Annotated in this window: 22 protein-coding genes; 15 read left to right on the top strand and 7 right to left on the bottom strand. The window is 68.2% G+C overall.

Annotated elements, in window-relative coordinates; all coding sequences use genetic code 11:
* Positions 1 to 4: 4 nt before the first annotated feature.
* Positions 5 to 745 (top strand): tetratricopeptide repeat protein, encoded by a 741-nt coding sequence (locus BG90_RS26325; RefSeq protein WP_010118885.1) that lies wholly within the window; start codon positions 5 to 7, stop codon positions 743 to 745.
* Entirely contained in the window at positions 742 to 1,425 is a 684-nt protein-coding gene (locus BG90_RS26320; protein ID WP_010118886.1) for a Fe2+-dependent dioxygenase, read from the top strand. The genes BG90_RS26325 and BG90_RS26320 overlap by 4 nt, the downstream gene beginning before the upstream one ends.
* Before the next feature lie 310 nt (positions 1,426 to 1,735).
* Here the strand turns inward: BG90_RS26320 and BG90_RS26315 are convergent, their stop codons facing one another.
* Positions 1,736 to 2,317 carry a cysteine hydrolase family protein gene (locus BG90_RS26315; protein WP_010118889.1) on the bottom strand — a complete coding sequence of 194 codons (582 nt, stop codon included), beginning with the start codon at positions 2,315 to 2,317 and terminating at the stop codon, positions 1,736 to 1,738.
* The gene (locus BG90_RS36285; protein WP_157135655.1) at positions 2,314 to 2,484 is read right to left on the bottom strand and encodes a hypothetical protein; all 171 of its coding nucleotides are present in this window, start codon (positions 2,482 to 2,484) and stop codon (positions 2,314 to 2,316) included. The genes BG90_RS26315 and BG90_RS36285 overlap by 4 nt, the downstream gene beginning before the upstream one ends.
* 11 nt (positions 2,485 to 2,495) lie before the next feature.
* On the opposite strand from BG90_RS36285, the gene BG90_RS26310 reads away from it, so the two are divergent.
* The 6 genes from BG90_RS26310 to BG90_RS26290 all read left to right on the top strand — a co-directional run bounded on the left by BG90_RS26310 (position 2,496) and on the right by BG90_RS26290 (position 9,806).
* On the top strand, positions 2,496 to 3,098 hold the full coding sequence (locus tag BG90_RS26310; RefSeq protein WP_010118891.1) for a nucleotidyltransferase family protein: 603 nt from the start codon (positions 2,496 to 2,498) through the stop codon (positions 3,096 to 3,098).
* Between the two features lie 103 nt (positions 3,099 to 3,201).
* Positions 3,202 to 3,351 (top strand): hypothetical protein, encoded by a 150-nt coding sequence (locus BG90_RS36875; RefSeq protein ID WP_010109053.1) that lies wholly within the window; start codon positions 3,202 to 3,204, stop codon positions 3,349 to 3,351.
* 538 nt (positions 3,352 to 3,889) lie between these two features.
* Positions 3,890 to 5,443: a methyl-accepting chemotaxis protein gene (locus BG90_RS26305; RefSeq protein WP_025990236.1), complete on the top strand. Its 1,554-nt coding sequence runs from the start codon at positions 3,890 to 3,892 to the stop codon at positions 5,441 to 5,443.
* A gap of 440 nt (positions 5,444 to 5,883) precedes the next feature.
* On the top strand, positions 5,884 to 7,671 hold the full coding sequence (locus tag BG90_RS26300; RefSeq protein WP_010118895.1) for a peptidoglycan D,D-transpeptidase FtsI family protein: 1,788 nt from the start codon (positions 5,884 to 5,886) through the stop codon (positions 7,669 to 7,671).
* 301 nt (positions 7,672 to 7,972) lie between these two features.
* Entirely contained in the window at positions 7,973 to 8,974 is a 1,002-nt protein-coding gene (locus tag BG90_RS26295; protein ID WP_010118897.1) for an arabinose ABC transporter substrate-binding protein, read from the top strand.
* A gap of 67 nt (positions 8,975 to 9,041) precedes the next feature.
* A complete protein-coding gene (locus BG90_RS26290; protein ID WP_010109060.1) occupies positions 9,042 to 9,806 on the top strand; it encodes an SDR family oxidoreductase in 765 nt (254 codons plus the stop codon).
* 270 nt (positions 9,807 to 10,076) lie between these two features.
* Here BG90_RS26290 and BG90_RS26285 read toward each other — a convergent pair whose 3' ends face one another.
* Positions 10,077 to 11,819, bottom strand: coding sequence for a cation:proton antiporter domain-containing protein (locus BG90_RS26285; RefSeq protein ID WP_010118899.1), 1,743 nt, complete (start codon positions 11,817 to 11,819; stop codon positions 10,077 to 10,079).
* Positions 11,820 to 12,805: 986 nt separating this feature from the next.
* Positions 12,806 to 13,120 carry a hypothetical protein gene (locus tag BG90_RS26280; RefSeq protein ID WP_144411707.1) on the bottom strand — a complete coding sequence of 105 codons (315 nt, stop codon included), beginning with the start codon at positions 13,118 to 13,120 and terminating at the stop codon, positions 12,806 to 12,808.
* Here BG90_RS26280 and BG90_RS26275 point away from each other — a divergent pair.
* The 3 genes from BG90_RS26275 (at position 13,119) to BG90_RS26265 (ending at position 16,414) form a co-directional block, all read left to right on the top strand.
* Positions 13,119 to 14,021, top strand: coding sequence for a metal-dependent hydrolase (locus BG90_RS26275; RefSeq protein WP_010118901.1), 903 nt, complete (start codon positions 13,119 to 13,121; stop codon positions 14,019 to 14,021). The two genes, BG90_RS26280 and BG90_RS26275, sit on opposite strands and share 2 nt — an antisense overlap.
* Positions 14,022 to 14,091: 70 nt before the next feature.
* Positions 14,092 to 16,053 carry a carboxypeptidase regulatory-like domain-containing protein gene (locus BG90_RS26270; RefSeq protein WP_045568458.1) on the top strand — a complete coding sequence of 654 codons (1,962 nt, stop codon included), beginning with the start codon at positions 14,092 to 14,094 and terminating at the stop codon, positions 16,051 to 16,053.
* Between the two features lie 13 nt (positions 16,054 to 16,066).
* Positions 16,067 to 16,414: a hypothetical protein gene (locus tag BG90_RS26265; RefSeq protein ID WP_010109067.1), complete on the top strand. Its 348-nt coding sequence runs from the start codon at positions 16,067 to 16,069 to the stop codon at positions 16,412 to 16,414.
* Positions 16,415 to 16,593: 179 nt separating this feature from the next.
* Here BG90_RS26265 and BG90_RS26260 read toward each other — a convergent pair whose 3' ends face one another.
* Positions 16,594 to 17,916, bottom strand: coding sequence for an ornithine cyclodeaminase (locus tag BG90_RS26260; RefSeq protein ID WP_235363857.1), 1,323 nt, complete (start codon positions 17,914 to 17,916; stop codon positions 16,594 to 16,596).
* A 769-nt stretch (positions 17,917 to 18,685) separates the two neighbouring features.
* On the opposite strand from BG90_RS26260, the gene BG90_RS26250 reads away from it, so the two are divergent.
* The gene (locus BG90_RS26250; RefSeq protein WP_010121520.1) at positions 18,686 to 19,753 is read left to right on the top strand and encodes an ornithine cyclodeaminase; all 1,068 of its coding nucleotides are present in this window, start codon (positions 18,686 to 18,688) and stop codon (positions 19,751 to 19,753) included.
* A 78-nt stretch (positions 19,754 to 19,831) separates the two neighbouring features.
* Here BG90_RS26250 and BG90_RS26245 read toward each other — a convergent pair whose 3' ends face one another.
* Together BG90_RS26245 and BG90_RS26240 are read right to left on the bottom strand one after the other, a co-directional pair.
* Positions 19,832 to 20,251 (bottom strand): Lrp/AsnC family transcriptional regulator, encoded by a 420-nt coding sequence (locus BG90_RS26245; protein WP_025990478.1) that lies wholly within the window; start codon positions 20,249 to 20,251, stop codon positions 19,832 to 19,834.
* Between the two features lie 167 nt (positions 20,252 to 20,418).
* Positions 20,419 to 21,765, bottom strand: coding sequence for an APC family permease (locus tag BG90_RS26240; protein ID WP_010121516.1), 1,347 nt, complete (start codon positions 21,763 to 21,765; stop codon positions 20,419 to 20,421).
* 259 nt (positions 21,766 to 22,024) lie between these two features.
* Here BG90_RS26240 and BG90_RS26235 point away from each other — a divergent pair, with 259 nt between their 5' ends.
* The 3 genes from BG90_RS26235 to BG90_RS26225 all read left to right on the top strand — a co-directional run bounded on the left by BG90_RS26235 (position 22,025) and on the right by BG90_RS26225 (position 25,132).
* Positions 22,025 to 22,900, top strand: a complete 876-nt coding sequence (locus tag BG90_RS26235; protein ID WP_010121513.1) for a MurR/RpiR family transcriptional regulator — start codon at positions 22,025 to 22,027, stop codon at positions 22,898 to 22,900.
* 236 nt (positions 22,901 to 23,136) lie between these two features.
* Entirely contained in the window at positions 23,137 to 24,468 is a 1,332-nt protein-coding gene (locus BG90_RS26230) for a glutamine synthetase family protein (protein ID WP_010121511.1), read from the top strand.
* A gap of 19 nt (positions 24,469 to 24,487) precedes the next feature.
* Complete coding sequence (locus BG90_RS26225; protein WP_010121508.1) at positions 24,488 to 25,132, top strand: cysteine hydrolase family protein; 645 nt, start codon at positions 24,488 to 24,490, stop codon at positions 25,130 to 25,132.
* The last annotated feature ends 13 nt before the right edge of the window (positions 25,133 to 25,145 follow it).

The following is a 25,145-nucleotide window of genomic DNA, read 5'->3' as shown; positions in this document are numbered from 1 at the left end:
CGCGATGCGGCCGGTATCGTTGAAGGCGCTCTCGTCGGTGTCGCGCGAGGATCTCGACGAGATCCTCGCCGGCCCGCCCGAGCGCGCGGCCGCGTGGGTCGCGGCGGCCGCGGAGAACGGGATCGTCGAGGCGCAGGCCGTCTACGGGCAATGCCTGCTCGACGGCCGGGGCGTCGCGCGCGATCCCGCCGCCGCGCTCGAATGGTTCAAGCATGCGGCGCGCGCCGATCATCCGATGGCGATGAACATGGTCGGCCGCTGCTACGAGTTCGGCTGGGGAACGGCCGCGAGCGCGACCGTCGCCGCGTACTGGTATCGCGAAGCCGCGCGTGCGGGGCTCGACTGGGGCATGTACAACTACGCGACAATGCTCGCGCTCGGCAAAGGCATCGACGAGGACCGCGCGGCCGCGCTCGAGTGGTTCGAGAAGGCGGCCGCGCTCGGCCACGCGAAGTCGATCAACCTGATCGGCGGCTTCCACGAAGACGGCTGGATCGTCGCGGCCGACCGCGACGCGGCCTTCGATTGCTACCGGCGCGCCGCCGCCGCGGGCGACTTCCGCGGCCAGTTCAACTATGCGCGCCTGCTCGCCGAGCGCGGCCGCGTCGCGGAAGCGCTCGAGTGGCTCGCGCGCGTGCCGCGCACCGCGACGCCCGCGTTCGTCGCGAAGATGCGCGCCTATCTCGTGGCGTCGCCGATCGACGCGTTTCGCGCGATCGCGGCGCGACAGGAGTTCGCTGCATGATGCTTCACATTCCCGGCGTGCTGACGAAGGAGCAGGTCGCGCAATGCCGCGACGCGCTCGACCACGCCGACTGGACCGACGGCAACGCGACGTCCGGCGCGCAGTCGGCGCTCGCGAAGCGCAACCAGCAACTGCCGGAGAACTCGCCCGCCGCGCGCGCGGTCGGCGACGCGATCCAGGACGCGCTCGCGCGCAACGCGCTGTTCTTCTCGGCGGCGCTGCCGCTCAAGGTGTTTCCTCCGCTCTTCAATCGCTACGCGGGCGGCGATGCGTTCGGCACGCACGTCGACAACGCGATCCGCCTGTTGCGCGGCACCGATTTTCGGGTCCGCAGCGATCTGTCGGCGACGCTCTTTCTCGAGGAACCCGATGCGTACGACGGCGGCGAGCTGTGCGTCGAGGACACGTTCGGCGTCCATCGCGCGAAGCTGCCGGCGGGCGACATGGTGCTGTATCCGGCATCGAGCCTGCATCACGTGACGCCGGTGACGCGCGGCGCGCGGGTCGCGTCGTTCTTCTGGATCCAGAGCATGGTGCGCGACGATGCGGACCGCACGCTGCTGTTCCAGCTCGATACGCAGATCCAGCAGTTGACCGCGGAAAAAAGCGGGCGCGACGCGAGCGTGATCGCGCTCACCGGGATTTATCACAATCTGTTGCGGCGATGGGCGGATGCTTGAGCGGGCGTGATTTCGGGATGGACTCTGTGCAAAATATCTACTGATTGCCCGTTCGCGCGTTGATTTTTAGCCCTGGGAGATTTCGACGGGACATGCGTTCGAATCGAACCGAACCAATCGCTGTGCGGTACCCAACCGACGCGTCAAAATGAAGGGCTCGCCGGCGCCCTCGCCATTCCGTGGTTCGGTTGCGGCGTGGCGAACCGTCGGTCACGTCGACAACGACACGACGCCGGCGCAACCGAGAAATTCCGATGCAGGCCGCTCGCGGTGCCGCCCCCGATCCTGTCCCGAAAGACGCCGATGAAGATCAGTGCTCGCGCATCGCCAGCGCGACGATATCTGCAACAACCAGGATGCGCGCGTAATCCATCGCGAGATTGCTGAGCGACAGCGCGTGAACGTCCTCGGCGGACCAAAGCCGCCCCGTGAGATCGCGCTGGTCGAACGTGAAGCACGCATCGCCCGCGACGATCGTTTCGAACCCGAGATTTCCCGCCGAGCGCGCGGTCGACTCGACCGAATTGTTCGTGATCACGCCCGCGATCACGAGTTGCGCGATCGACCGCTCGTGCAGCCAGCGCGCGAGCCCGGTCGCCGCGAACGCATCGGGGACGTTCTCCTCGACCACGTGCTCGTGCGCGAACGGCGCGAACGCGTCCTGAAATTCCGCGCCGGGCCGCCCCGGCCAGAACACCGAATCCGGCGACCGGGAAATGTGCCGGACGTGCACGATCGGACGCCCGGTTCGCCGCCAGCAATCGAGCAGTTGCCCGGCGCGCATCTCCGCGTCCGGATGGTTGCGGCGGCCGAGCTTCGGATCGTGGATGCCTTTTTGCAGGTCGACGAGCACCAGCGCGGCGTGCGCGGATAGCGATGTGGAAGCGTTCATGTGGAAAGCGAATCCGTCGCGAATACGAAGCGGCGATTGTAACGACCGCGCAGCGGATCGGGATCGACGAAGTGTCGCGAGCCTTCGCAGGCTCGTTCAAAGGAAAGGGCTTCCCCGAACTTGCGCGCCGCGCACGCCGCACCGCACAATCGCAGCACCTTCGCCACCGGTTACCGCCATGACTCATGCGTCGCTCGCCACCGGCGTGCTGCTGGCCGCGGGCCTCGGTACCCGCTTCGACCCCGACGGCGTGCACAGCAAGCTGCTCGCGAAGCTGCCCGACGGCACGCCCGTCGCCGTCGCGGCCGCGCAACGGCTCGCCGCCGTGCTCCCCGACGTGATCGCGGTCGTACGTCCCGGCGCGGAAAAGCTCGCGCACCTGCTCAACGACGCCGGCTGCCGGGTCGTGTTCGCGCCCGACGCCGAGCGCGGGATGGGCGCGAGCCTCGCGGCCGGCGTCCGGGCGTGCGCGGACAGCCCCGGCTGGATCGTCGCGCTCGCGGACATGCCGTGGATCGCGCCGGCGACGATCGAGGCCGTCGCGCGCGCGCTCGACGCCGGGCTCGCGTCGACCGTTGCCCCCGTCTATCGCGGGCAGCGCGGCCATCCGGTCGGTTTCGCGAGCCGCCATTACGACGCGCTCGCCGCGCTCGACGGCGACACGGGCGCCCGCGCGCTGCTGGCGGCCGCCCCGCCCGCGCTCGTCGAGGTCGACGATTCCGCCGTGCTGCGCGACGTCGACACGCGCGCCGACCTGCTCGCCCCGCCGCCGCGCGGCTGACGCCGCGTCGTCCGGCAAACGCGCGTCCGATTGCCTATAACGGAAGACGAGACCCGGCGTGTGCCGCGCCGGTCCCTGCGTTTACCGAGAATTGCCGACTCCCATGACCGATCACACGACGCCGCTGCCGGAACCGCCCGCCGACCCCACCCGCGACCCTGAAGAAGACGCGCTCGCGCCGCCGTCGCCCGGCCACCACCATCACGAGAATCCGCAGAAGCCGGAAGAGCCGCCGAGCAAGGACCCGGTGTGACGCGCGAGCGGTAGGCCGATGCCGCGTGCGCGCCGCTTGCGTGCGCGCGAATGCCGTCGAAGCCCGTGCATCCGAATTCGTTCGGCTTCCGGGCGCGCCGCCCGGGAGTCGGCTGGGCTGCGCCTGACGATCCCGCGGGCCGAGATACGCGCGTTTCGCCCCGCTCCGTCGATTCGTCCGGGCCACCCTCCGCCACGGGTCAACTCCACCGTCAAGCCGCGCGTGTCGGCCGTGCTGCGGCCGATGCCGGCCTATTTATTCCTTTCGGCGGCGACACGCGCTGCCGACCGCCGCACCGTCGATCGTGCCGATTGCATCGTCCATTCGGCCGACGAATCGCCATCTGTCGCACGATCGCCGAACTGCCGCCGCGTTCCGTCGATGCGCGCGGCCATGCACCGCCCGACATCCGTCAAATTCCCCGCCGGACTTGCCCATCCTCGGCCCTCACCTAGGGAATACCCGCCTGCGCCCCTTTCCCGACACGCCGATAAACAGGCATCGCCCCCATGCATCAGCCTCCCTACGACTAAAGACCATGCGCTCTCTTTCCCTGAACCATAAGCTCACGTCGATGATCGTCATCCTCTGGGTCGGCCTGCTGTTGATCGGCGCGACCGGTGCATGGCAGAACCGCACGTCGATGGTCTCGGACCGGCGCGAGCAGCTCGCGAACCTGACCGCGCAGGCCTACAGCGTGAGCGAGCATTTCTACAAGCTGTCGCAGCAGAACGCGATGCCCGAAGCCGACGCGAAGCGCGCCGCGCTCGAAGCGATCGCCGCGATGCGTTACGGCACGGACGGCTATCTGTCGATCAACGACTCGAAGCCCGTCGTCGTGATGCACCCGATCAAGCCGGCGCTGAACGGCAAGGACGTGTCGGGCTTCACCGATCCGGGCGGCAAGCACCTGTTCGTCGAGATCGTGAAGGCGGGCAACGCGGAAGGCGGTCTCGGCTTCGTCGAATACATGTGGCCGAAGCCGGGCGCCGACAAGCCGATCGACAAGACGAGCGCCGTCCGCCATTTCGCGCCGTGGGACTGGTACATCGTGACCGGCATGTACATGGACGACCTGCAGGCCGCCGTGCTCGCGAGCACCGGCCGCTGGCTCGCGATGACGGCCGTGCTCGGCATCGCCGCGACGATCCTGATGGTGTTCGTGCTGCGCAGCGTGCGCGGCAGCCTCGGCGGCGATCTCGAGGCGGCCGTCGCGACCGCGCAGCGGATCGCGCAGGGCGACCTGACCGCGCACGTCGACATTCGCCGCGGCGATCGCGCCAGCCTCCTGCACGCGCTGCACTCGATGCAGGCGGCGCTCATCGACATGGTGTCGCGCGTGCGGCTCGGCACCGAGAACATCAACGTCGGCGCGTCGGAGATCGCGGCCGGCAACACCGATCTGTCGCAGCGCACCGAGCAGCAGGCGGCCGCCCTCGTGCAGACTGCGTCGAGCATGGACGAGATGACGTCGAACGTGAAGCACAACGCGGACAGCGCGTCGCAGGCGGCCGATCTCGCCGACCAGGCCGCGCAGGTCGCGACGCGCGGCAGCGCGGTCGTCGACGACGTCGTGCGGACGATGGACGAGATCACCGACGCATCGCGCAAGATCGGCGACATCATCGGCGTGATCGACGGCATCGCGTTCCAGACCAACATCCTCGCGCTCAACGCGGCGGTCGAGGCGGCGCGCGCGGGCGAACAGGGGCGCGGCTTCGCGGTGGTCGCGGGCGAGGTGCGCACGCTCGCGCAGCGCTCGGCGACGGCGGCGAAGGAGATCAAGTCGCTGATCGAGACGTCGAACACGACAGTCGAGCACGGCGCGTCGCTCGTCACGCGCGCGGGCGCGACGATGACGGAGATCGTGCAATCGGTGAAGCGCGTCAACGAGATCCTCGAGGAAATCAGCCACGCGTCGCGCGAACAGAGCGCGGGCATCGACCAGGTGAACCGCGCGGTCGGCGAGATGGACCAGGTCACGCAGCAGAACGCGGCGCTCGTCGAGCAGGCCGCGGCCGCCGCGCATTCGCTGAAGGATCAGGCGGACGCGCTGCGCTCGGCGGTCGCGCAGTTCGCGCTGCCGGCCTGATCCGGATGCGATGCGGCGACGACGGGGCGGCGCGGCCGCCCCGGATTCTCCCGTTCCGTTCGTCGCCCGGCCGCTTCGCGCTCGCTCCGTCGCTGTCCGCTTCCTGCCGTCGTTCGCACGCGTTCGTCGGCGTCTCGCCGATTTCCTCTCGCGATCCGCGCGTCGCCCGCCCGGCCGAGCGCCGCCTGCCCCTTTCCCGCTGACCGCCTCCCGCTTGCCGATGCCGGCGCGCCGCGCTCGGCGCTTCCGCGCCGCCTCGACCGCCGCGCTTCGTGCGCGCCTCGAGCATCCTTCGCCGCCTCCGCCCCATCCGCGCGCTTCTTGAATATTTGTCAGACTTTTCAACGATTTGGCGGCCGAAGCAGACGAAATCATTACTCATTCATTACAATTCAGCTTTCGGGACGCGATCCGCGATCCCGCCCAGCGATAGCCAGCCCATGCGCCTCAAGAAAAAACCGAAGTCGTCCGATCCTTACGTCGCCGTCGCGAAAAGTCCGATGCTGTCGTCGAACCTGCCGATGTGGCGCTCGAAGTTCATCGTGATCCTCGTGTTCATCGCGTTCGGCACGCTGATCGCCCGCGCATTCTGGGTGCAGGTCGCGAATCAGGATTTCTACGTGGGCCAGGGCCAGAAGCGCTATCAGCGCACGATAGAGCTCGGCGCGATGCGCGGCAGCATCGTCGACCGCAACGGCGCGCTCCTCGCCGTCAGCCTGACGACCTATGAAATCTGGGCGAATCCGAAACAGGTCGACGAAGTCGCGTACGCGCCGCTCGCGAAGCTGCTCGACATGCCGCTCGCCGAAGTGCGGCGGCGCCTGACGAGCGACCGCTCGTTCGTGCTGCTCAAGCGCCAGGTCGATCCCGAAACGGCCGCCCGCATCGAGAAGCTCGACGTCGACGGCATCACGCAGGTCGCCGATTCGAAGCGCTTCTATCCGGAAGGCGAATCGGCCGCGCACGTCGTCGGCTTCACGAACGTCGAGGACCAGGGGCAGGAAGGCGTCGAGCTCGCCGCGAACGGGCGGCTGTCCGGCACCGCGGGCCAGCGCCAGGTGATCCGCGACCGGCTCGGCCGGATCATCTCCGACACCAGCCCGCTCGTGCCCGCGCAGCACGGCGCGACGATCGAGCTGACGATCGATCGCCGGATCCAGCAGCTCGCGTACGCGCAGTTGAAGTCCGCGATCGTCGCGAACAACGCGCAGGCGGGCAGCGTCGTCGTGCTCGATGCGCAGAACGGCGAGATCCTCGCGCTCGCGAACTACCCGACGTTCGATCCGAACGACCGCACGCGCCTGACCGGCCAGCAATTGCGCAACCGCGCGGTGATCGACACGTTCGAGCCCGGCTCGACGATCAAGCCGCTCGTCGTCGCGCTGTCGATCGACGCGGGCAAGGTGCGGCCGCAGACGATCATCGACACGTCGCCGGGCTCGTACAGGATCGGCCCGAACGTGATCCACGACACGTCGAACCACGGCGCGATCACGGTCGCGCAGGCGCTGCAGATGTCGAGCAACATCGCGCTCGCGAAGCTCGCGCTCAACCTGCCCGCCGAGACGATCTGGAACAAGTACCAGGAATACGGCATCGGCCGCGCGCCGGATCTGACGTTCCCCGGCGTCGCGTCCGGGCGGCTGCGCCCGTACAAGCGCTGGCGGCCGATCGAGCAGGCGACGATGGCCTACGGCTATGGCCTCTCTGCGTCGCTGCTGCAGATCGCGCAGGTCTATACCGCCTACGCGGGCGACGGCACGCTGCATCCGGTGTCGCTGCTGAGGACGCACACCGATCCGCCCTCCGTCGACGCGCACCGCGGCCATCGCGTGACGACGCCCGCCACGGCGGCCGCGATCCGCTCGATGCTGGAAATGGCGGTCGGCCAGGGCGGCACCGGGCGCGCCGCGCGCGTCGACGGCTACCGGATCGGCGGCAAGACGGGCACCGCGCGCAAGCAGGTCGGCGCGTCGTACGCGAAGGGCAAGTACCGCGCGCTCTTCTCCGGGATGGCGCCGATGAGCAATCCGCGCCTCATCGTCGCCGTGATGATCGACGAGCCGGGTGCGAGAAGCTACTACGGCGGCACGGTCGCGGGGCCGGTGTTCTCGTCGGTGATGAGCGGCTCGCTGCAGTTGCTCGGCGTGCCGCCCGACGCACCCGTCACCGCCGAGAAGCCGGCGGGCGGCGCGAAGGCGCCGGTGCCGGCGAAAACGAAGGCGTAAGCAGCGCCGCCGCCACCGCGAGACGGGCGGCGCTTGCGCGCCCGTCGTGGTCCGTCCGGCGTCGCGATTGCCGCGGCTTCCGGCGTCGCCCGCTGTTCGTCGCCCGCTGTTCGTCGCCGCCCGCTCCCGTCCGCACGCCCGCCGCATTCTGATCCGCATCCGCACCGGTCCCATTCTTTAGGATCACCTCGCATTATTTGGAAGCCCGCTTACCCGCCGCCTACAATTTCCCGCACGACATGCATGCCGTCCGCGGCTCGCAAGGCCGCATCCATCAAAACGGAGCACGAAGGAGACGCTTATGGGATTGCGCTGGCCCCAAGCCGCCCTCGTCTGCGCGAGCGTCGCCGCCAGCCTGTCGGCGGCGGCTCCCGCGCATGCGGAAGGCACGGCCCCGGTAAAGATCGGCTTCGTCGTCAAGCAGCCCGACGACCCGTGGTTTCAGGACGAATGGCGCTTCGCCGAGCAGGCGGCGAAAGACAAGCACTTCACGCTCGTGAAGATCGCCGCGCCGAGCGGCGAGAAAGTGTCGACCGCGCTCGACAGCCTCGCCGCGCAAAAGGCGCAAGGCGTGATCATCTGCGCGCCCGACGTGAAGCTCGGCCCCGGCATCGCCGCGAAGGCCAAGCGCTACGGAATGAAGCTGATGTCGGTCGACGACCAGCTCGTCGACGGCCGTGGCGCGCCGCTTCCGAACGTGCCGCACATGGGCATCTCCGCGTACAAGATCGGCCGGCAGGTCGGCGAGGCGATCGCCGCCGAGGCAAAGCGGCGCGGCTGGAATCCGGCCGAGGTCGGCGTGCTGCGGCTCGCGTACGACCAGTTGCCGACCGCGCGCGAGCGCACGACGGGCGCCGTCGACGCGCTGAAGGAAGCCGGCTTCCCGGTCGCGAACGTCGTCGACGCGCCTGAAATGACGGCCGACACCGAAGGCGCGTTCAACGCGGCCAACATCGCGTTCACCAAGCATCGGAACTTCAAGCGCTGGGTCGCGTTCGGATCGAACGACGACACGACGGTCGGCGCGGTGCGCGCGGGCGAAGGTCGCGGAATCGGCGCCGACGACATGATCGCGGTCGGCATCAACGGCAGCCAGGTCGCGATGAACGAATTCGCGAAACCGAAGCCGACGGGCTTTTACGGCTCGATCCTGCTGAACCCGCGGCAGCACGGCTACGACACATCGGTCAACATGGCCGAGTGGATCACGCAGAACCGGACGCCGCCGCCGCTCGTGCTGACGTCCGGCACGCTGATCACGCGCGCGAACGAGAAGACGGCGCGCGCGCAGCTCGGGCTGTGAGCGGCGCCGCTCGGCGGGCGGCGGACGGCGCGGCATCGACAACCCGTTTCGAACCGAAGGAGAACGCATGACGACACGCACCACGCTGATCACGGGCGCCGCGGGCGGCATCGGACAGGCGCTCGTGCGCCGCTTTCTCGCCGCGGGCGACCGCGTGCTCGCGCTCGACCGCGACCGTGCGGCGCTCGCCGCATTCGCCGATACGCTCGGCGACGCGGCCGTCGCGCCCGTCGTCGACGATCTGACCGACGCCGAGCGCCTCGCGGCCGCGCTCGCGAACGAGCCCGTCGACGTGCTCGTCGCGAATGCGGGCACCGCCGCGTCGGCGACGCTGCGCACGACGACGAGCGCATCGTGGCGCGCGGATCTCGACGCGAACCTGACCGCGACCTACGTGAGCGTCGAGGCGGTGCTCGCCGGCATGCGCGCGCGCCGCCGCGGCGCGATCACGATCATAGGCTCGGTCAACGGCGTCGCCGCGCTCGGCCATCCGGCGTACAGCGCGGCGAAGGCGGGCCTCGTCAGCTATGCGAAATCGCTCGCGATCGAATACGGGCGCGACGCCGTGCGCGCGAACATCGTCTGCCCCGGCACCGTGAAGACGCCCGCGTGGGAAGCGCGCGTGCGGCAGAACCCGCAGGTGTTCGAGCAACTGAAGAAGTGGTATCCGCTCGAAGACTTCGCGACGCCCGACGACGTCGCGAACGCCGCGCTGTTCCTGTCGTCGGACGCGGCGCGCGCGATCACGGGCGTCATGCTCCCCGTCGACGGCGGGCTGCTCGCCGGCAATCGCGTGATGGCGCAGGAGCTGACGCTCGAGCCGTTCCATTGACCGTACGAAACACGTGATGCGCGCGATGCGACGGACCCCGCGCCGCACGACGCCGATTGGAATCCGCGCGTCGACGATCGGGACGCGGCGCGGCGCGTCTTCGATACATCGAGTTGACGATTCCGCCGCGATTGCGCCGGTCGGGCGATCCGGTTGAGCGATGCGCGCGCCGGAGCGAGACGTTCATGCCGCGAATGCCGCGAGCAAAACGCCGCGCCCGCCATCGCGCTTGCGCCAAACGCAAGCGCCCGCCTCCCGCCCCGGCCGCGTCTAGTGCGCAGCCGCCGAGCGCGCCCGCCCCGCATCCGCGCCCATGCGCGCGAGCACATGCTCGGTCATCCCGCGCGCGAGTTCTGTCTCGCCGACGAACACGTCGCCCATCCCTTCGTTCGCGAGCAGCGCCGCCTCGTCGTCGCTGTTCGTGCAGAGTGCAATCTCGATCGCCGGATTCAGCGTGCGCGCGATGTCGACGATCTGCCGCACGTCGAACACGTCGGGCAGCGTGACGACCAGCATCCCCGCGCGCGCGATATGCGCCTGCACGAGCACGATCGGCTCGATCGCGTCGCCGGATACCGCCGCGACGCCCTCCGCGCGCAGCTTCTCGACCGTCTCGCGATTCTGCTCGACGACGACGTACGCGATCCCGCGCGCGTCGAGCGCCTGCGCGATCCGCGTGCCGACGCGTCCGTAGCCGACGATCACGACCTGCCCCGTCAGATGCGTCTGCGGCGTCGACATCGGCAGCGCGGCGAGCGGATCGTCGCGCGACTCGAGCCGGCGCGCGAACGCCGAGTGCTTGCGGATCCACGCGAGCGCCGGATCGATCGCCGCGAACAGCAGCGTGTTGAGCGCGATCGACAGCAGCGCGACCGCGAGGATCAGGCTCTGCCCTTCGGCCGACAACAGCCCGAGCCCGCGCCCGAGGCTCGCGAGGATGAACGAGAACTCGCCGATCTGCGCGAGGCCCGCGCCGACCGTGAGCGCGGTGTTGAGCGGATAGCGGAACGCGAGCACGAGCGCGACGGCCGCGAGCGTCTTGCCGACGACGACGATCGCCGCGACTTCGAGCACGTGCAGCGGCTCGTCGATCAGCACGCGCGGGTCGAACAGCATGCCGACCGAGATGAAGAAAAGGACCGAGAACGCGTCGCGCAGCGGCAGCGTCTCGTCGGCCGCGCGGCGGCTGAACTCCGACTCGCGCATCATCATCCCGGCGAAGAACGCGCCGAGCGCGAACGACACGTCGAACAGCTTCGCCGCGCCGAACGCGACGCCGACCGCCGCCGCGATCATGCACAGCGTGAACAGCTCGCGCGAGCCGGTGCGCGCGACGAGCCACAGGATGCGCGGAAACACGCGCTTGCCGACGATGAGCATCAGCGCGATGAACGCGGCGACCTTCAGCAGCGTCACGCCGAGCGCGCTCCAGAGGCTGCCGCCCGCTTGCGCGGCGGCCGCGTCGCCGTGCGCGGGCGCGCCGCCGCCGAGGAGCCCGGCGAGCGGCGGCAGCAGCACGAGCACGAGCACCATCACGAGATCCTCGACGACGAGCCAGCCGACCGCGATCCGTCCGTTGACCGATTCGATGAGCCCGCGCCCTTCGAGCGCGCGCAGCAGCACGACCGTGCTCGCGACCGACAGCGCGAGGCCGAACACGAGCGCGCCGCCGACGTTCCAGCCCCATAGCAGTGCGAGCCCGCCGCCGAGCGCCGTCGCGACGGCGATCTGGACGATCGCGCCGGGCAGCGCGATCTTGCGCACCGCGAGCAGATCGCCGAGCGAGAAATGCAGGCCGACGCCGAACATCAGCAGCATCACGCCGATCTCGGCGAGCTGCTGCGCGAGCGCGAGATCGCCGACGAAGCCGGGCGTACCCGGCCCGATCACGATGCCGGCGAGCAGATAGCCGACGAGCGGCGGCATTTTCAGCAGCGACGCGAGGTAACCGAGGATCATCGCGAGACCGAAACCGGCCGCGAGCAGTGCAATCAGGCTGACGTCATGAGGCATCCGCACTCCATTTGATGGCTTGATGTAACGTTTTCGTAAACATTGAAGGATAAGGGATCGCGGCGACAAATGTGCGAACTGTCCAAAATTTGCCGGAGGGCGATCGCGTGAAAACGGCGGGGGATTCGCCGCGATCGGCCGAACCGGGCGATCGGCCGGACGGCGATGCGCTCGCCGATCGCTCGGCGAAACGCGCGCCTGCGGATCCAGGCACAAGTGTGCATGGCGTCAGGCACGCCGGCCGGATGTCCGGTCGCGCGTCGCTTTACCGCGCGGCGACGCGTGATTGCCGGCGCGCGGCCGGATCGACGCCGCCGCCCGCGACCGGCAAGGGGCGAACGCCGCGAGCGCCGCCGCGCGCGACAGGCAGGCGGGCAACGGTGCATCACTTCGTGGAAATCCCGCGGCGGATGACCGAACGGCGGAAACCGTGTCGCGCGAAAGGAGTGCCCGGCGGCAAGCGGCATGGACCGTCGCGGACGTTCGATCCGCCGTTCCGTCGAAACGCCGACTTTCGCTTGATTCCGGCCGGGTTCGCTCGATCGGGTCCATCGAGATCGAAACGGCGGCCGACGTCGGTGCGGCCCGGCCGAGATGACGGCTATTCGGCCGGCCACCGCCCTCGTCCCATCGACCGAATTCGAATCTCCGTTTAATTTTATTTCACCCGGCCGTCTTTGATTCAAATCAAGTTTTCATCGACCAATGCGGAATTAAAAGTCTTTCCATTGGAAATTATTTGGAGAATAGACTCCGCCGCCATTTCCGCGACCATCTGTCGCATCGCGCCTGACCCGTTCGAAATCGAACCGCACTTCTTCCGCAGAACGCCCTCCCCGTCTGACCTTCCGCCGATCGATCAAACGGCGCGCGACGCACGTCCATCACCGGCATTTTCAATGCGGAGATATTCGCATCGCCGCATCAGGGGAAATCCCCATTCGAAACGACTGGTGCTCGCCGAGCAAGCGATTATGATGATTACATCATCCAATGTAATGGTTGGCGATAAATTCCGGCGAGCCGCATGGCGGCGCGCCCGATGCGACCCGATGCGAGCGCCCGCGACGACGTCCCCGCTGTTCCCGTGCCGCGACGCGCTCCATGCCCGCGCACCGGCCGCCCGCGTTCGCATCGCGCGCCTCGACATCGCGCGCCTGCGAGCACGCCCGCAGGCGGCGCGCGCGGCAAACGCCTTCGGCAGCGCCGCGCGTCATTCGCGATCCCGCTTTCGCCAGCCACACGCGACACGGGACGGCCTCGCGCCGTCCGATGAACTCGAACCACAGGGAGGAACTCATGGCAATCGGCAACCACCATCAAATCAAGGCGCGCCACGTCAAATTCGACTTCGGCGAGACGCCGCTCCAATGGATCCCGGGCGATCCGGCGAGCACGCACATCATCGACACGCTGAACCTGCTGTTCCCCGAAGGCGAGCTCTGGTTCTGCCGCGTGTACAACAAGGCGCTGCCGCTCATCGGCGACCCGGCGCTGCGCGCGGACGCCGACGGCTTCCTGCGCCAGGAAGCGGTGCATTCGCGCTCGCACCACGCGGTCGCGAAGCAGTGCTACGCGCGGCACGGCGTCGACACGCAGCCGTATACGAAGCGCCTCACCTGGCTCTTCAGCAAGGTGCTCGGCGAGTCGCCGCTCGGCCTGAAGATCGGCGGCACGCGCTTCTGGCTGCGGCAGCAGCTCGGCATCATCGCCGCGCTCGAGCATTTCTTCGCCTATCTCGGCCGCTGGGTGCTGAACGCGCGTGCGCTCGACGAAGCGCAGGCCGATCCGGCGATGCTCGACCTGCTGCGCTGGCACGGCGCGGAGGAAGTCGAGCACGGCACCGTCGCGTTCGACCTGCACCGCTACATGGGCGGCGGTTATTTTGGGCGCGCATTCCACATGGTGCTCGCGATCTGCCTGCTGGTGCTGTTCGTGTCGATGGGCTCGAAGTTCATGTATACGCGCGATCCGAAGGCGGGCCGCTATCCGGGCTTCGTCCGCGCGTGGACGCGCGGCTCGCGGCGCGGCCATCTGCCGTCGTTCTGGAAGACGATCGGCGCCGCGCTGCGCTACTTCAATCCGGCGTACACGCCGCACGGCGAAGGCTCGACCGCGCTCGCGCTCGAATACCTCGCGCGCTCGCCCGCCGCGCAGGCGGCCGCGCACGGCGGCAGCTGGGGCGCGAAAAAGACCACCTGAACACGCGGCACGCGCACCGTCATTCCCGCAGCCGCATCCATCGATTTCGTTTGCCTACACCACATCACTCATGATCCACACTCCCTTGAAATGGGCGTCGTACCTGTTGCTGCTGAGCGCGCAGGCCGCGAGCCTGGGCGTCTCGGCGGGCACGCTGACGGGCACGGTCTCGTCGGACGGCAAGCCGCTGCCCGGCGCGATGGTCACCGTGTTCGACGCGGCGCAAACGCGTCGCGACACCGTCTATACCGACCGCAACGGCCATTACGGCATCGCCGTCGACTTCGCGGGCAGCGTGCACGTGCGTGCGCGCACGCCATACTTCAAGGACGCGGCGCAGGACCTCACGCTCGCGTCCGACGCGCGCAAGTCGCTCGACTTCGCGCTCGCGCGGCAGACGGTCGCCGAAGAGCTGTCCGCGAGCCTGCCCGCGTCCGCGCATCTGACCTCGCTGTCGTGGAGCAGCCAGGACTCGCGCACGACGTTCATCAGCCAGTGCAACTACTGCCACCAGGTCGGCAACGCGCTGACGCGCACGCCGCGCGACGAAGCCGCGTGGAGCGCGACGGTGCGCCGAATGGAGGGCTACGCGGCGCTCCTGACGAACAAGCAGGCGCGGGACATCAGCCACGCGCTTTACAAGGGAATGGACGGCCGCGCGGTCGCGGCGGTCGAGAAATACCTGTACGACGATGCGCTCGCGCCCGCGAAGATCAAGGAATGGGCGGCGGGCGACGGCCTCACGTTCATCCACGACGCCGACGTCGGCGTCGACGATCACCTGTACGGCGCCGACGAAGGCCACGACAAGATCTGGGAGCTCGACCGCAAGACCGGCCAGCTCAGCGAATGGAAAGAGCCCGACATCGATCTGCCGCAAGGCGGCGTGTTCTCCGGCGTGCAGTTGCCGATCGGCGTGTTCAGCGGCAAGCAGGGGCCGCACAGCCTCGCGCAGGCGGCCGACGGCCGGTTCTGGATCACGAACGCGCTGTCGTCGACGCTCGCGTCGTTCGATCCGGCGACGAAGCGCTTCAAGCTCTACCCGCTCGGCCACTCGCACCTGTATCCGCACACGATCCGCATCGACCGCGCGGGCATCGTCTGGTTCACGATCGTCGCATCGAACGAAGTCGCGCGCTTCGATCCGAAGACCGAGACGTTCACGATCGTCCATCTGCCCGACGGCGGCTTCTGGCGCGCCGTGTCGCACTATCTGTTTCCGCTCGTCGTGAAGATCGCCGCGTGGTTCCCGCAGCAGAACCTGCAGCTCGCGGTCACGCATCACAAGTGGGCGTTCCAGGGCCGCGACGCGTTCCCGTTCCCGTACGGGATCGACGTCGATCCGGTCGACGGCTCGATCTGGTACGCGAAGCTCTATGCGAACAAGATCGGCCGCATCGATCCGAAGACGCTCGACGTCACCGAATTCGACACGCCGCTCGGCGGCCCGCGCCGGCTGCGCTTCGATCCGCAGGGCAATCTGTGGATTCCGGCGTTCGACGACGGCGGGCTGATGAAATTCGATCCGCGCACGCATCGCTTCGAGACCTACAAGCTGCCGCTCCTCGCGCACAACGAATACGAAGTGCCATACGCGTTGAACGTGAATCCGAAGACGGGCGACGTGTGGATCACGTCGAACATGTCCGATCGGATCTTCCGCTTCGCGCCGGCCACGCAGACCTTCGTTGCGTATCCGCTGCCGACGCGCGTCACGTGGCTGCGCGACATGGTGTTCACGCAGGACGGCGCGGTGTGCTCGAGCTCGTCGAACCTGCCCGCCTACGGGATCGAAGGCGGGCGCGCGTCGTTCATCTGCCTGTATCCGGACGGCGAGCGCGGCGGCGCGGCGGCGGCATCCGCTGCGGCCGCGGGCATCGCGCCGCAGCGCGTGGCGGCGGGTCGGGGCGCGTCCGGCCTGGTCGCGCCAGGCCAGGCCGGATCAAGCCGGATCGGGTCAATCCAGACCGGGGCGATCCAGACCGGGGCGATCAAGCTCGTCGCCGCACACGGCGATCGTTCGAAACAATAAGCGGGAATCCGTCATGAACATGCAAACTTTCCTGATGTATCTGCTCATCACGGTGCTGATGACGCCGCTGCTGTTGGTCTACGGCCTGCCGTTCATCGTCGGCGCGCGCCTCTTCAGCCGCCTCGCGCGCGCGCACCTCGGCGCGCGCGTGCGCTACGCGGTCGCGTGCGGGATCGCCGCGCTCGGGATCGCGCCCTCGTACGACGCGTACCGCGCGCCGCTGCCGATCTATGCGCACCGTCTCGAAGGCGCCAGTGTGAGCACGGGCTTCATGCTCGCATCGTTCGCCGTCACGTGGATCGTCGTGATGATCGCCGCGCGACTGTGCACCCGTCGCCGGCAGGCGACGCGAGTCGCGTGAGCGCGCAACGCGCGCGTTCCATATCCGTTTGCCCGGCATCGCCGCGCAGCATCGCGGCGCCGCCGTTTCGGCAGGATCACGAATCAAGCGCGCGCCGGGCAAGCCGCTCGCATGTTTCGGATCGGGCCATCGCGGTCAAGGCCGGGCGTCGTTGAAGCAATCGGGCCGGCCCGTGCCGCTCAATGCGCGAAGCGTCGCCGGTACTTCCAGAGCCATAGCGCGAGCGGCGCAAGCAGCGTCGTCCAGATCCATTGCCAATTGGCGGCAAAGAAGCGCTTCACGCGCCCGAACGGCGTAACGGTGACCTGAATCGACTTGTCGAGCGTCGTCAGCACGATCGGCGTCGGCTGGCCGTCCACCGTCACCAAGGCTTTGAGCACGAGCTGCAGCGTGTGACGGCCCCAATGATTCGGCGTGATCGTCCACGACCACATGACGGGCGACACGGTGCCGACCGCCTGCTCCTGATCGCCTTTCGGATCGACGGCGAAATCGTCGGGGTCCGCGGTCAATTGGGCGCTCATCCGGTCGCTCACCTGGATCTGCGCGTTCTCGAAGTTGCCCGCATCCGGATTGTGCTCGACGATCAGCTTCTGCAAGTCCCGCAGGCCGCGCGTCGGGCTCAGCACCACGTCGATCCGGCACGGACAGGAGTCGTCGACGTCGACGGGCGTCGGCACGTTGAACACGACGTTGCCGTTGAGCATCTTCGCGCGCGCTTCGTCGACGGACGCGAACTCGGACGGCGGAGACGATGCGAACAGCGGCTGCGCGGCTTGCCCGGCGAGCGCCGGCACAGCCTCCTTACGATGCGCGAGAAGTCGTGGCGCGCCCGGTTCGGGCGCCGTCGTCGACGGCGCATGGAGCTTGGACGCCAGCGCCGGCACCGGTGTCTTCGCCGCATCGACGACGCCATTCATCGCGACCTGGGTCTGGGTTTCCGCACGGGCCGGCGCCGCCGCCCACGCCGATGCGGCTTTCGCCGCTTCGGCGTTCAAATCGTACCGCGCGTGCCCGGATGTGCGCGGCGTCGCGATGCTTGGCGGCGGCACCGACTGCGGCGCTCGCTCCTGCTTCGCGAGGTCCGGCGTGGGGCTTTTCGATGCAAGCGCGGCCGAGCCCTGTGCGGATGCGGCCGCCGCGGATTCATCCGGTGCCGACGCGGCCGCGTCCGGCGTGGATTCGGCCGCCGTGGATTCGGCCGGGGCTGACGCAAACGCCGCCACGGTGGTCCGCTGCGCATCCTGATGCCCGGCCTCCTTGCATCCGCCGAGCGCCACAGCGAACGCGACGAACGCCACACCATATTTTTTCATCATGGCAATGCCCCCGCTCCGCCGCTCCCCGTTGTGCTGACGGCGGGCGAAGCGTCGCGGCAAGCATCGGCATCCCGATCCGTTGCGCGGCCTCCTTTGCGCATCGACGCCGGCCGTGCGGCTCGGCCACGTACGATGCATGTCGCGTGCCCCCTGCGCCGAACGAAAACGCGCATGGAACGGCATGAGCGACGCCCCCAGTCAACATTTGAGGCAAGCATAGGATGGGGCCGCCGCAAGTCAAGCCGAACCGGCGCGGCGCCATGCGCCGCAGGGCCGAAGCGCGCGAGCGACGACGAAGTGAAGCATCCGCTTATTGAGGTCGGCTTTCGAAAGACGGGCACGCGGCACGCAACGCGCCGCACGCGCGCGATCGCCGATCGCCGATCGCCGCCGCGTTGGCGTGCGACGACGCCGTACGCGATTCGGCGAGGCAAGCGCGATGCGGCGCGGCCCGCCGCCGGCCGTGGCTTTGTTGCGCGCCGCACGCCGCCGCGTCGCGGCTCCGCGACCGCGGCCATCGCCGAACACGCGTTGAACGCCGCCATCGCCGACAGGCCGATCGCGATCCGCCGCACGGCCGGGTCCGCGAGGTCGGAAAGCGCCGGCGGGCGAAGAGCCAGCCGAGCGCGATTCCCGCGAGCGACGCGAAGACGGTCGCGACGCCGGCGACTTTCAGCGACAACGGCAACGGCGGCCAATCGACACGCTATAGGCGCTCCGACATTCGCGACACGATCCGCCATGACATGGACTACACGACCCCGGCTGCAAGATGCGAGCCATGTCGCATCGATTCGCGCGTGCGCGGCACGGAAGGATGCGATGTCGTCATTTCGTCGGGCCGGCTCGTCGTTTTGATCGGACTTCGGCGCAAACGCGGCATTTGCGCCGCTATCGACCGACATCCGCCTCTGCAACACTGTGATCGTCCCAATCCGTCAGGAGGTCAGATATGCCGTCCCATCTTCCCGCGACCGTCTATTTGAGCGCCGCCGACGTCATCCGCCTCGTGCAGCGTGTCGGCCTGCCGAAGTGCATCGCCGAGGTCGCGGTGCGCATCGAGCGGGATTTCCTGCGCTGGCGGGAATTCGACAAGAGCGCGCGGGTCGCGTGTCATTCGCGCGACGGCGTGATCGAGTTGATGCCGATCGCGGACACGCGCGAGTTCGCGTTCAAGTATGTGAACGGCCACCCGAAGAACACCCGCGACGGCCTGCCCACCGTCATGGCGTTCGGCATGCTGGCCGACGTCGCCACCGGCGCGCCGCGCCTGCTCTCCGAGCTGACGCTGACGACGGCGATCCGCACCGCCGCGATGTCGGCCGTCGCCGCGCGCGTGCTCGCGCGTCCGGACAGCCGGACCATGGCATTGATCGGCAACGGCGCGCAGAGCGAATTCCAGGCGCTCGCGTTCCGCGATCTCGTCGGCATCCGGACGCTGCGCGTCTACGACATCGACCCGGCCGCGACCGCGAAGCTCGTGGCGAACCTGCGCGACGAGGCGCTCGAGATCCGGGTTTGCCGCGACGCCGCCGAAGCGGCCGACGGCGCGGACATCGTGACGACCGTCACGGCCGACAAGGCCAACGCGACGATCGTCACGCCGGACATGATCGCGCCCGGCCTGCACGTCAACGCGGTGGGCGGCGACTGCCCCGGCAAGACCGAGCTGCACGCGGACGTGCTGACGCGCGGCAAGGTCTTCGTCGAATACGAACCGCAGACGCGCATCGAAGGCGACATCCAGCAGATGGCGCCGGACTTTCCGGCCGTCGAGCTGTGGCAGGTGCTCGCCGGGCGCGCGCGCGGCCGCGAGACGGCGGCCGACGTCACGATCTTCGATTCGGTCGGCTTCGCGCTCGAAGACTACTCGGCGCTGACGTTCGTGCGCGACGCCGCCGCGGCGCTCGGGATCGGCGACGTCGTGGAGCTGATTCCGGCCGCCGACGATCCGAAGAATCTGTTCGGCCTGCTGCGGCGACAGACATCCGGCGCGCGCGCGGCCCTCGCGCTGCCCTGAACCGACGGCAAGGCGGCCGACAGCGACGCGGCCGCCTTCGGCGGCTCGGCCAGCGCCCGTCGTCAGCGCGAACCGGCCCTAGCGATAGCTCTTGAGCAGGATGCTCGTTTCCGTATGCCTGATGCCCTTGATCAGGCGCACGCGCTCGAGCACCGTCGACAGTTCGGCGGGCGACCGCACGCTCAGTTCGGCGAGCAGATCCCAACGGCCGTTGGTGTCGTGGAGCGCGACGACGCAGGGATCGCCGAGCAGATTCGCGATGACTTCGCGCGTCCGGTTGCCCTCCACCTGAACGTCCATCCACGCGCGGATGTAGTCGAGCTCGATCCGCGGCCGGAGCTGAACCGTGTAGCCGACGATCACCTGCTCGTCTTCGAGACGGCGCAATCGATGCGCGACGGTCGTGCGGGCGACGCCGAGCTTCACGGCCAACGTCGCGACGCTCATCCGCGCGTCGGCTCGCAAGAGCGCAATCAATCGGTTGTCCGTATCGTCCATGAAGAATCGCCGTGCGCCGACGCTCGCCGCGACGCGGAAAGCCTGCATGCGTGGAGGCGCGGCATCAGCGCGATGCACCAGCCCCTCTGATCCGCGAAGAAAACGCCATGCTGCAAACGAGCCCGTTCATCGCCGCCTCCTCTGACTGCCCCTGCATCGCTCGCGAATCAAACTTCGAGCCGAACGTCGCGCCGCAGCACCTTGGTCAGCACGACGTAGTAGACGACGCCGGCGGCGAGCCAGCTCAGCCCCAGCATCCAGGTGTCGCGCCCCATCGAGTACAGCACGTACGCGAGAATCACGAATCCCACGGCCGGAAACACGAGATGCTCGAGATACTGCCTGGACTTGTTTCGAATCACGAAGTGATTGACGACGGACACGTGCAGCATCAGGAACCCGGTCAGTGCGCCGAAGTTCACGAAGCCGGTGATCCGGTCGAGCTGATCGATGAAAGCGAGCGACACCGCCAGCGACACGATCGCGACGAGACCGATGCTCACGTACGGCGCCCGGTATTTGTCCGATACGCGCGCGAGCGCGGCGGGCAGCTTCCGGTCGCGCGCCATCGAAAACAGCACGCGGGCGATGGACGCCGTCGACACGAACGAATTCGCGATGCCCCATGCAATCGCGGTCGACCAGGCCGTCAGCCGATTCAGCCATTTCCCGCCGGCGAGCTCGGCCGTTTCGTAAAACGCGGTATCCGGCGACTTGAACGTCGCACCGTGGGCGAGATCGCCGGCGATCCAGGTCTGCAGGACGAACAGCGCGCCGACGAGCAGCAGCGCCGTGAGCGTCGCGTTGCCCACGACTTTCTTGTCGCCGCCGGCGACCTCCTCCGACATCGTCGAGATCGCGTCGAATCCGAGGAACGACAGCGCGGCGACGGAAACCGCGGAGAAGATCACGCCGACGCTGAACCGCCCGGGCTGGAACAGCGGATCGAGCGTCAGATGGCCGGCCCCCACGCCGCGCCCGTAAAGCGCATGGAGGCCGCAGACGCAGAAGAGCGCGAGGACGATCAGTTGCGCGTACAGCATCAGCTTGCTCGCCTTCGCGGTCACTTCGACGCCGCACAGGTTCACGCCCGTGCCGCACGCCATGAAGATCACGACCCAGCCCCACTTCGGCAGCGCGGGAAAGAGCGGCGCGAGCGCCGCCGCGCTCGCGATGTAGAGCAGCGACGGAATCAGGATATAGTCGAGCAGGATCAGCCAGCCGGCGAGAAATCCCGCGTGTTCGCCGATGCCGCGCTGCGCATAGGTATAGACCGAGCCCGCGAGCGGAAAGTCGGCCGACATCGCCTTGTAGCTCATCGCGGTGAAGAACATCGCCGCCATGCCCACCGCATACGCCAGCGCCACCATGCCGTTCGCGGCCTCGGAAACGTATCCGTAGATGCCGAACGGCGCGATCGGGATCATCCACACGAGCCCGTAGACGACAAGGTCCTTGAAACCCAGCGCCCGCTTGAGCTCCTGCTTGTAGCCAAACTCTTCGATGGACATCATGCCCCCTGCCGACAATGAATCGATTGCTTCGCCACGGTCCTGATTGCACGCATTCTTCGTCATGCGAACTTCATGGGCCGCGCGACGAAAGCGTCTTGCCGTTCCCGTACTCCGACCGGGGATTCCGGGGGAGCCGGCAGTTGGTACCATGTCCGTCGAACTGCGTCGCTCGGTGGTCCTTGCGGCTCGACTTTCTCGAGCCATGGCGGCATCCTAAGCACAGGAAATAAAGTTTTCAATAGACGCCAATATTCATCGAATGAAAAAAATTCCTCAAACCCTGCTCTACCGGCTGCGCGCGGCGCTGCAGACGTTCAGCCCCGCCGAGAAGCGCGTCGCGATGACGCTGATCGCCGACTACCCGATCACGGGGCTCAAGACCCTCGTCGAGATCGCCAACGCCGCGGGCGTCAGTCCGGCCACCGTGTCCCGCTTCGCGGAGACGCTCGGCTTTACGGGGTTCCCGGATTTTCAGCGTGCGCTTCACGAGGATGTCGCGGCGCGCTTTTCGTCGCCCGGCCTGCAGTTCGACAAGACCCCGGAGCGCGGCGCCGACTCCGGCCGGCCGCACGCGAGCGCGAAAGCGCTCGGCAAGCTGGTGACGGAGACCGTCGCGTCGGTGGAGCGGCGCGAAGTCGAGCTGCTGATCGAGAAGCTGATCGACCCGAAGCGGACCGTCTATTTCCTCGGCGGCCGCCACAGCGGCTCGCTCGCCCGCTATTTCCAGCAGCAGTTGCATCATCTGAGAAGCCGCACGGTGCTCTTCGACGGCGTGAACGCGGACGCGATCGACGCATTGATCGAGTTCGATGCGCGCTCGGTGCTGATCGCGTTCGACTTCCGCCGCTACCAGCACGACACGACCCGTTTCGTCGCCGCGGCGAGCGCCCGCCGCGCGCATGTCGCGGTTTTCACCGATCCGTACATGTCGCCGGCCGTCAAGCACGCAAGCCAGGTCTTCCTCTGCCGGACCGCGACGACGTCACCGTTCGACAGCTATGCGAGCGGACTCGCGCTGATCGACTTCCTGACCCAGGAGCTCGCGACCGCGTTCGGCGCAGCGGGGCACGAGCGCGTGTCGAAGCTGGAAAGCGTGCGCGAGGAATTCGGCCTCGAGTACGTGCTGCGCAAGTAGCCGCCGGCCCGCGTTCGCGGTTTTTCTCCAGCACCCCGGACGACGCCCGGCCGGAGATGAAAAAAAATTCTCACATTTTTTATTTTTCATCCATCGTGGCGATTTATTATCATCGTCAGACGACCTGCCCGCCCCTTGCGCCGCAGGCCGGCGGGCAGGTGAATCGTCCCGTGCACCGGCCCCACCTGCCCGAATAGGCAGGAAGCGACGGGCCCCGTTACCGAGAGAAACGCGATATGTCCTCCAACGTCGCCGTGCGAGCCGGAAGCGAGCCGCTGTGCTTCTTCCTGACCAACGATTTTTCCGGTCTGAACCGCGGCCGCGGCTTCCCCGCGCAGGATCTCGCGCGCTATCTCGACAGCGGCTGCGGCTGGGTGCACGCGAACCAGGCGCTCACGCCGTTCGGCCCGATCGGCGACGGCCATCCGTTCGGCCCGATCGGCGATCTGCGCCTGCGCGCGGACCCGGCGACCGAGGTGCGCTACGGCTTCGACGACGGCGCGCAGCCGCTCCATTTCCTGCTCTGCGACATCGTCGACTACGCCGGCGCGCCTTGGGACTGCTGCCCGCGCTCGTTCCTGAAGGCGGCGATCGGCGACCTGCGGCGCGAGACCGGCCTGATCGTGCGCGCATCGTTCGAGCACGAATTCACGATCACGAATCTCGCCGAGATCGCGCCGCCGTTCTCGTACCGCGCCTATCGGCTCGCCGAGAAGCTGTGTGGCGAGATCGTCGCGGCAATGCGTGCGGCGGGCGCGGGCCCGGAAATGATCCTGCCGGAATACGGCGCGGGCCAGATGGAGATCACGATGGCGCCGGCCGACGCGTTGAAGGCGGCGGACAACGCGGTCGTCGTGCGCGAGCTGGTCAGGGAGCTCGGGCGGCGCAACGGCCTGCACGCGACGTTCGCGCCGAAGGTGTCGCCCACGGGCGTCGGCAACGGCGTTCACGTCCATTTCGGGCTGTCGCGGGAAGACGGCACGCCCGTCAACTACGATCGCAACGGCGCGGGCCTGCTGTCCGCGACGCTCGCCCAGTTCTGCGCGGGCGTTCTGCGGCACTTGCCCGCGCTGATCGCGCTGACCGCGCCCAGCGGCATTTCGAATCTGCGGCTGCAGCCGCATCACTGGAGCGCGGCCTTCACGTGCATCGGCTCGCAAAACCGCGAGGCCGCGCTGCGAATCTGTCCGGCGCCCCGGCAATCGTCCGCGCAAAGCGCGCATCACGTCGAATTCCGCGCGGCCGACGGCTGCGCGTCGCCGTATCTGGCGCTCGGCGCGCTGATTCGCGCGGGCCTCGACGGCATCCGGCGGCAAGCGCCGCTGCCGAAGCTGCTCGACGTCGACCCGTCGAGCCTTTCCGATGCGCAAAGGCGCGACGCCGACGTGCGCGCACTGCCCGGATCGGTGCCGGAGGCGCTCGCCGAGGTCGATGCGGATTCCGAAGTAAGAGGCTGGTTCAGCGACGACTTCTGGCGCTGCTACCGCGCGATGAAGCACGCGGAGCTGAACCTGCTCGCCGGCCTGTCGGCGGAAGAAATGTGCGAACGATACAGCCGAGTGTATTGATTCACCCGATTCCATTGCCATGAATGACCCTATCGAAACCAAGCAAGCCCGCACGGGCGACCAACGCCTCACGCGCATCCGGCCGTTCGACGCCAGGAAAACCGCGGTGCTGGTCGTCGACGTGCAGAACTCCGAAATCGTCCCCCGCTACGAGCGCGAGCGGCCCGAATACTGGCGCGCCGTTCATGGGCGCGCGCTGCCGAACCAGAAGCGCGTGATCGACGCCGCCCGCGCAGCCGGCGCCGAGATCGTCTACACCGTGATCGAGAGCCTGACCGCCGACGGCCGCGACCGCAGCCTGGACCACAAGCTGTCGGAGATCTTCGTGCCGAAGGGGTCGCCGCTCGCGCGGGTCATCCCGCTCGTCGAGCCGCGGGCCGACGACATCGTGCTGCCGAAGACATCGTCCGGCGTGTTCAACTCGACGAACCTCGACTACGTGCTGCGCAACATCGGCATCGAGTCGGTCGTCGTCGTCGGGTTCGTGACCGATCAATGCGTCGACATGGCGATCCGCGACGGCGCGGACCGGGGCTACTACATGGTCTGCATCGGCGACGCTTGCGCGGCCTATACCGACGATGCGCATCGGAACGCGCTGCGCGCATTCGGCGGTTATTGCCGGCACATGAACGCCGACGAATTCGTCGCGGCGATCGGCTGACCGGCGCCGCACC

Origin of the sequence: Burkholderia oklahomensis C6786 (genome assembly GCF_000959365.1) — a bacterium.
GTDB classification, from domain to species: Bacteria; Pseudomonadota; Gammaproteobacteria; order Burkholderiales; family Burkholderiaceae; genus Burkholderia; species Burkholderia oklahomensis.
Note: the sequence above shows the minus strand (reverse complement) of the source record. Positions and strands in the feature narration are given on the sequence as shown.

Bases quoted from the DNA above. Each gene is read 5' to 3' on its own strand.
- BG90_RS26225 (WP_010121508.1), top strand. From the start codon at position 24,488: ATGAATGACCCTATCGAAACCAAGCAAGCCCGCACGGGCGACCAACGC.
- BG90_RS26325 (WP_010118885.1), top strand. From the start codon at position 5: ATGCGGCCGGTATCGTTGAAGGCGCTCTCGTCGGTGTCGCGCGAGGAT.
- BG90_RS26315 (WP_010118889.1), bottom strand. From the start codon at position 2,317: ATGAACGCTTCCACATCGCTATCCGCGCACGCCGCGCTGGTGCTCGTC.
- BG90_RS26320 (WP_010118886.1), top strand. From the start codon at position 742: ATGATGCTTCACATTCCCGGCGTGCTGACGAAGGAGCAGGTCGCGCAA.
- BG90_RS26240 (WP_010121516.1), bottom strand. From the start codon at position 21,765: ATGATGTCCATCGAAGAGTTTGGCTACAAGCAGGAGCTCAAGCGGGCG.
- BG90_RS26235 (WP_010121513.1), top strand. From the start codon at position 22,025: ATGAAAAAAATTCCTCAAACCCTGCTCTACCGGCTGCGCGCGGCGCTG.
- BG90_RS26295 (WP_010118897.1), top strand. From the start codon at position 7,973: ATGGGATTGCGCTGGCCCCAAGCCGCCCTCGTCTGCGCGAGCGTCGCC.
- BG90_RS26305 (WP_025990236.1), top strand. From the start codon at position 3,890: ATGCGCTCTCTTTCCCTGAACCATAAGCTCACGTCGATGATCGTCATC.
- BG90_RS26285 (WP_010118899.1), bottom strand. From the start codon at position 11,819: ATGCCTCATGACGTCAGCCTGATTGCACTGCTCGCGGCCGGTTTCGGT.
- BG90_RS26280 (WP_144411707.1), bottom strand. From the start codon at position 13,120: ATGAGTTCCTCCCTGTGGTTCGAGTTCATCGGACGGCGCGAGGCCGTC.
- BG90_RS26275 (WP_010118901.1), top strand. From the start codon at position 13,119: ATGGCAATCGGCAACCACCATCAAATCAAGGCGCGCCACGTCAAATTC.
- BG90_RS26245 (WP_025990478.1), bottom strand. From the start codon at position 20,251: ATGGACGATACGGACAACCGATTGATTGCGCTCTTGCGAGCCGACGCG.
- BG90_RS26270 (WP_045568458.1), top strand. From the start codon at position 14,092: ATGATCCACACTCCCTTGAAATGGGCGTCGTACCTGTTGCTGCTGAGC.
- BG90_RS26300 (WP_010118895.1), top strand. From the start codon at position 5,884: ATGCGCCTCAAGAAAAAACCGAAGTCGTCCGATCCTTACGTCGCCGTC.
- BG90_RS26310 (WP_010118891.1), top strand. From the start codon at position 2,496: ATGACTCATGCGTCGCTCGCCACCGGCGTGCTGCTGGCCGCGGGCCTC.
- BG90_RS36875 (WP_010109053.1), top strand. From the start codon at position 3,202: ATGACCGATCACACGACGCCGCTGCCGGAACCGCCCGCCGACCCCACC.
- BG90_RS26230 (WP_010121511.1), top strand. From the start codon at position 23,137: ATGTCCTCCAACGTCGCCGTGCGAGCCGGAAGCGAGCCGCTGTGCTTC.
- BG90_RS26265 (WP_010109067.1), top strand. From the start codon at position 16,067: ATGAACATGCAAACTTTCCTGATGTATCTGCTCATCACGGTGCTGATG.
- BG90_RS26290 (WP_010109060.1), top strand. From the start codon at position 9,042: ATGACGACACGCACCACGCTGATCACGGGCGCCGCGGGCGGCATCGGA.
- BG90_RS26250 (WP_010121520.1), top strand. From the start codon at position 18,686: ATGCCGTCCCATCTTCCCGCGACCGTCTATTTGAGCGCCGCCGACGTC.
- BG90_RS26260 (WP_235363857.1), bottom strand. From the start codon at position 17,916: ATGCCGTTCCATGCGCGTTTTCGTTCGGCGCAGGGGGCACGCGACATG.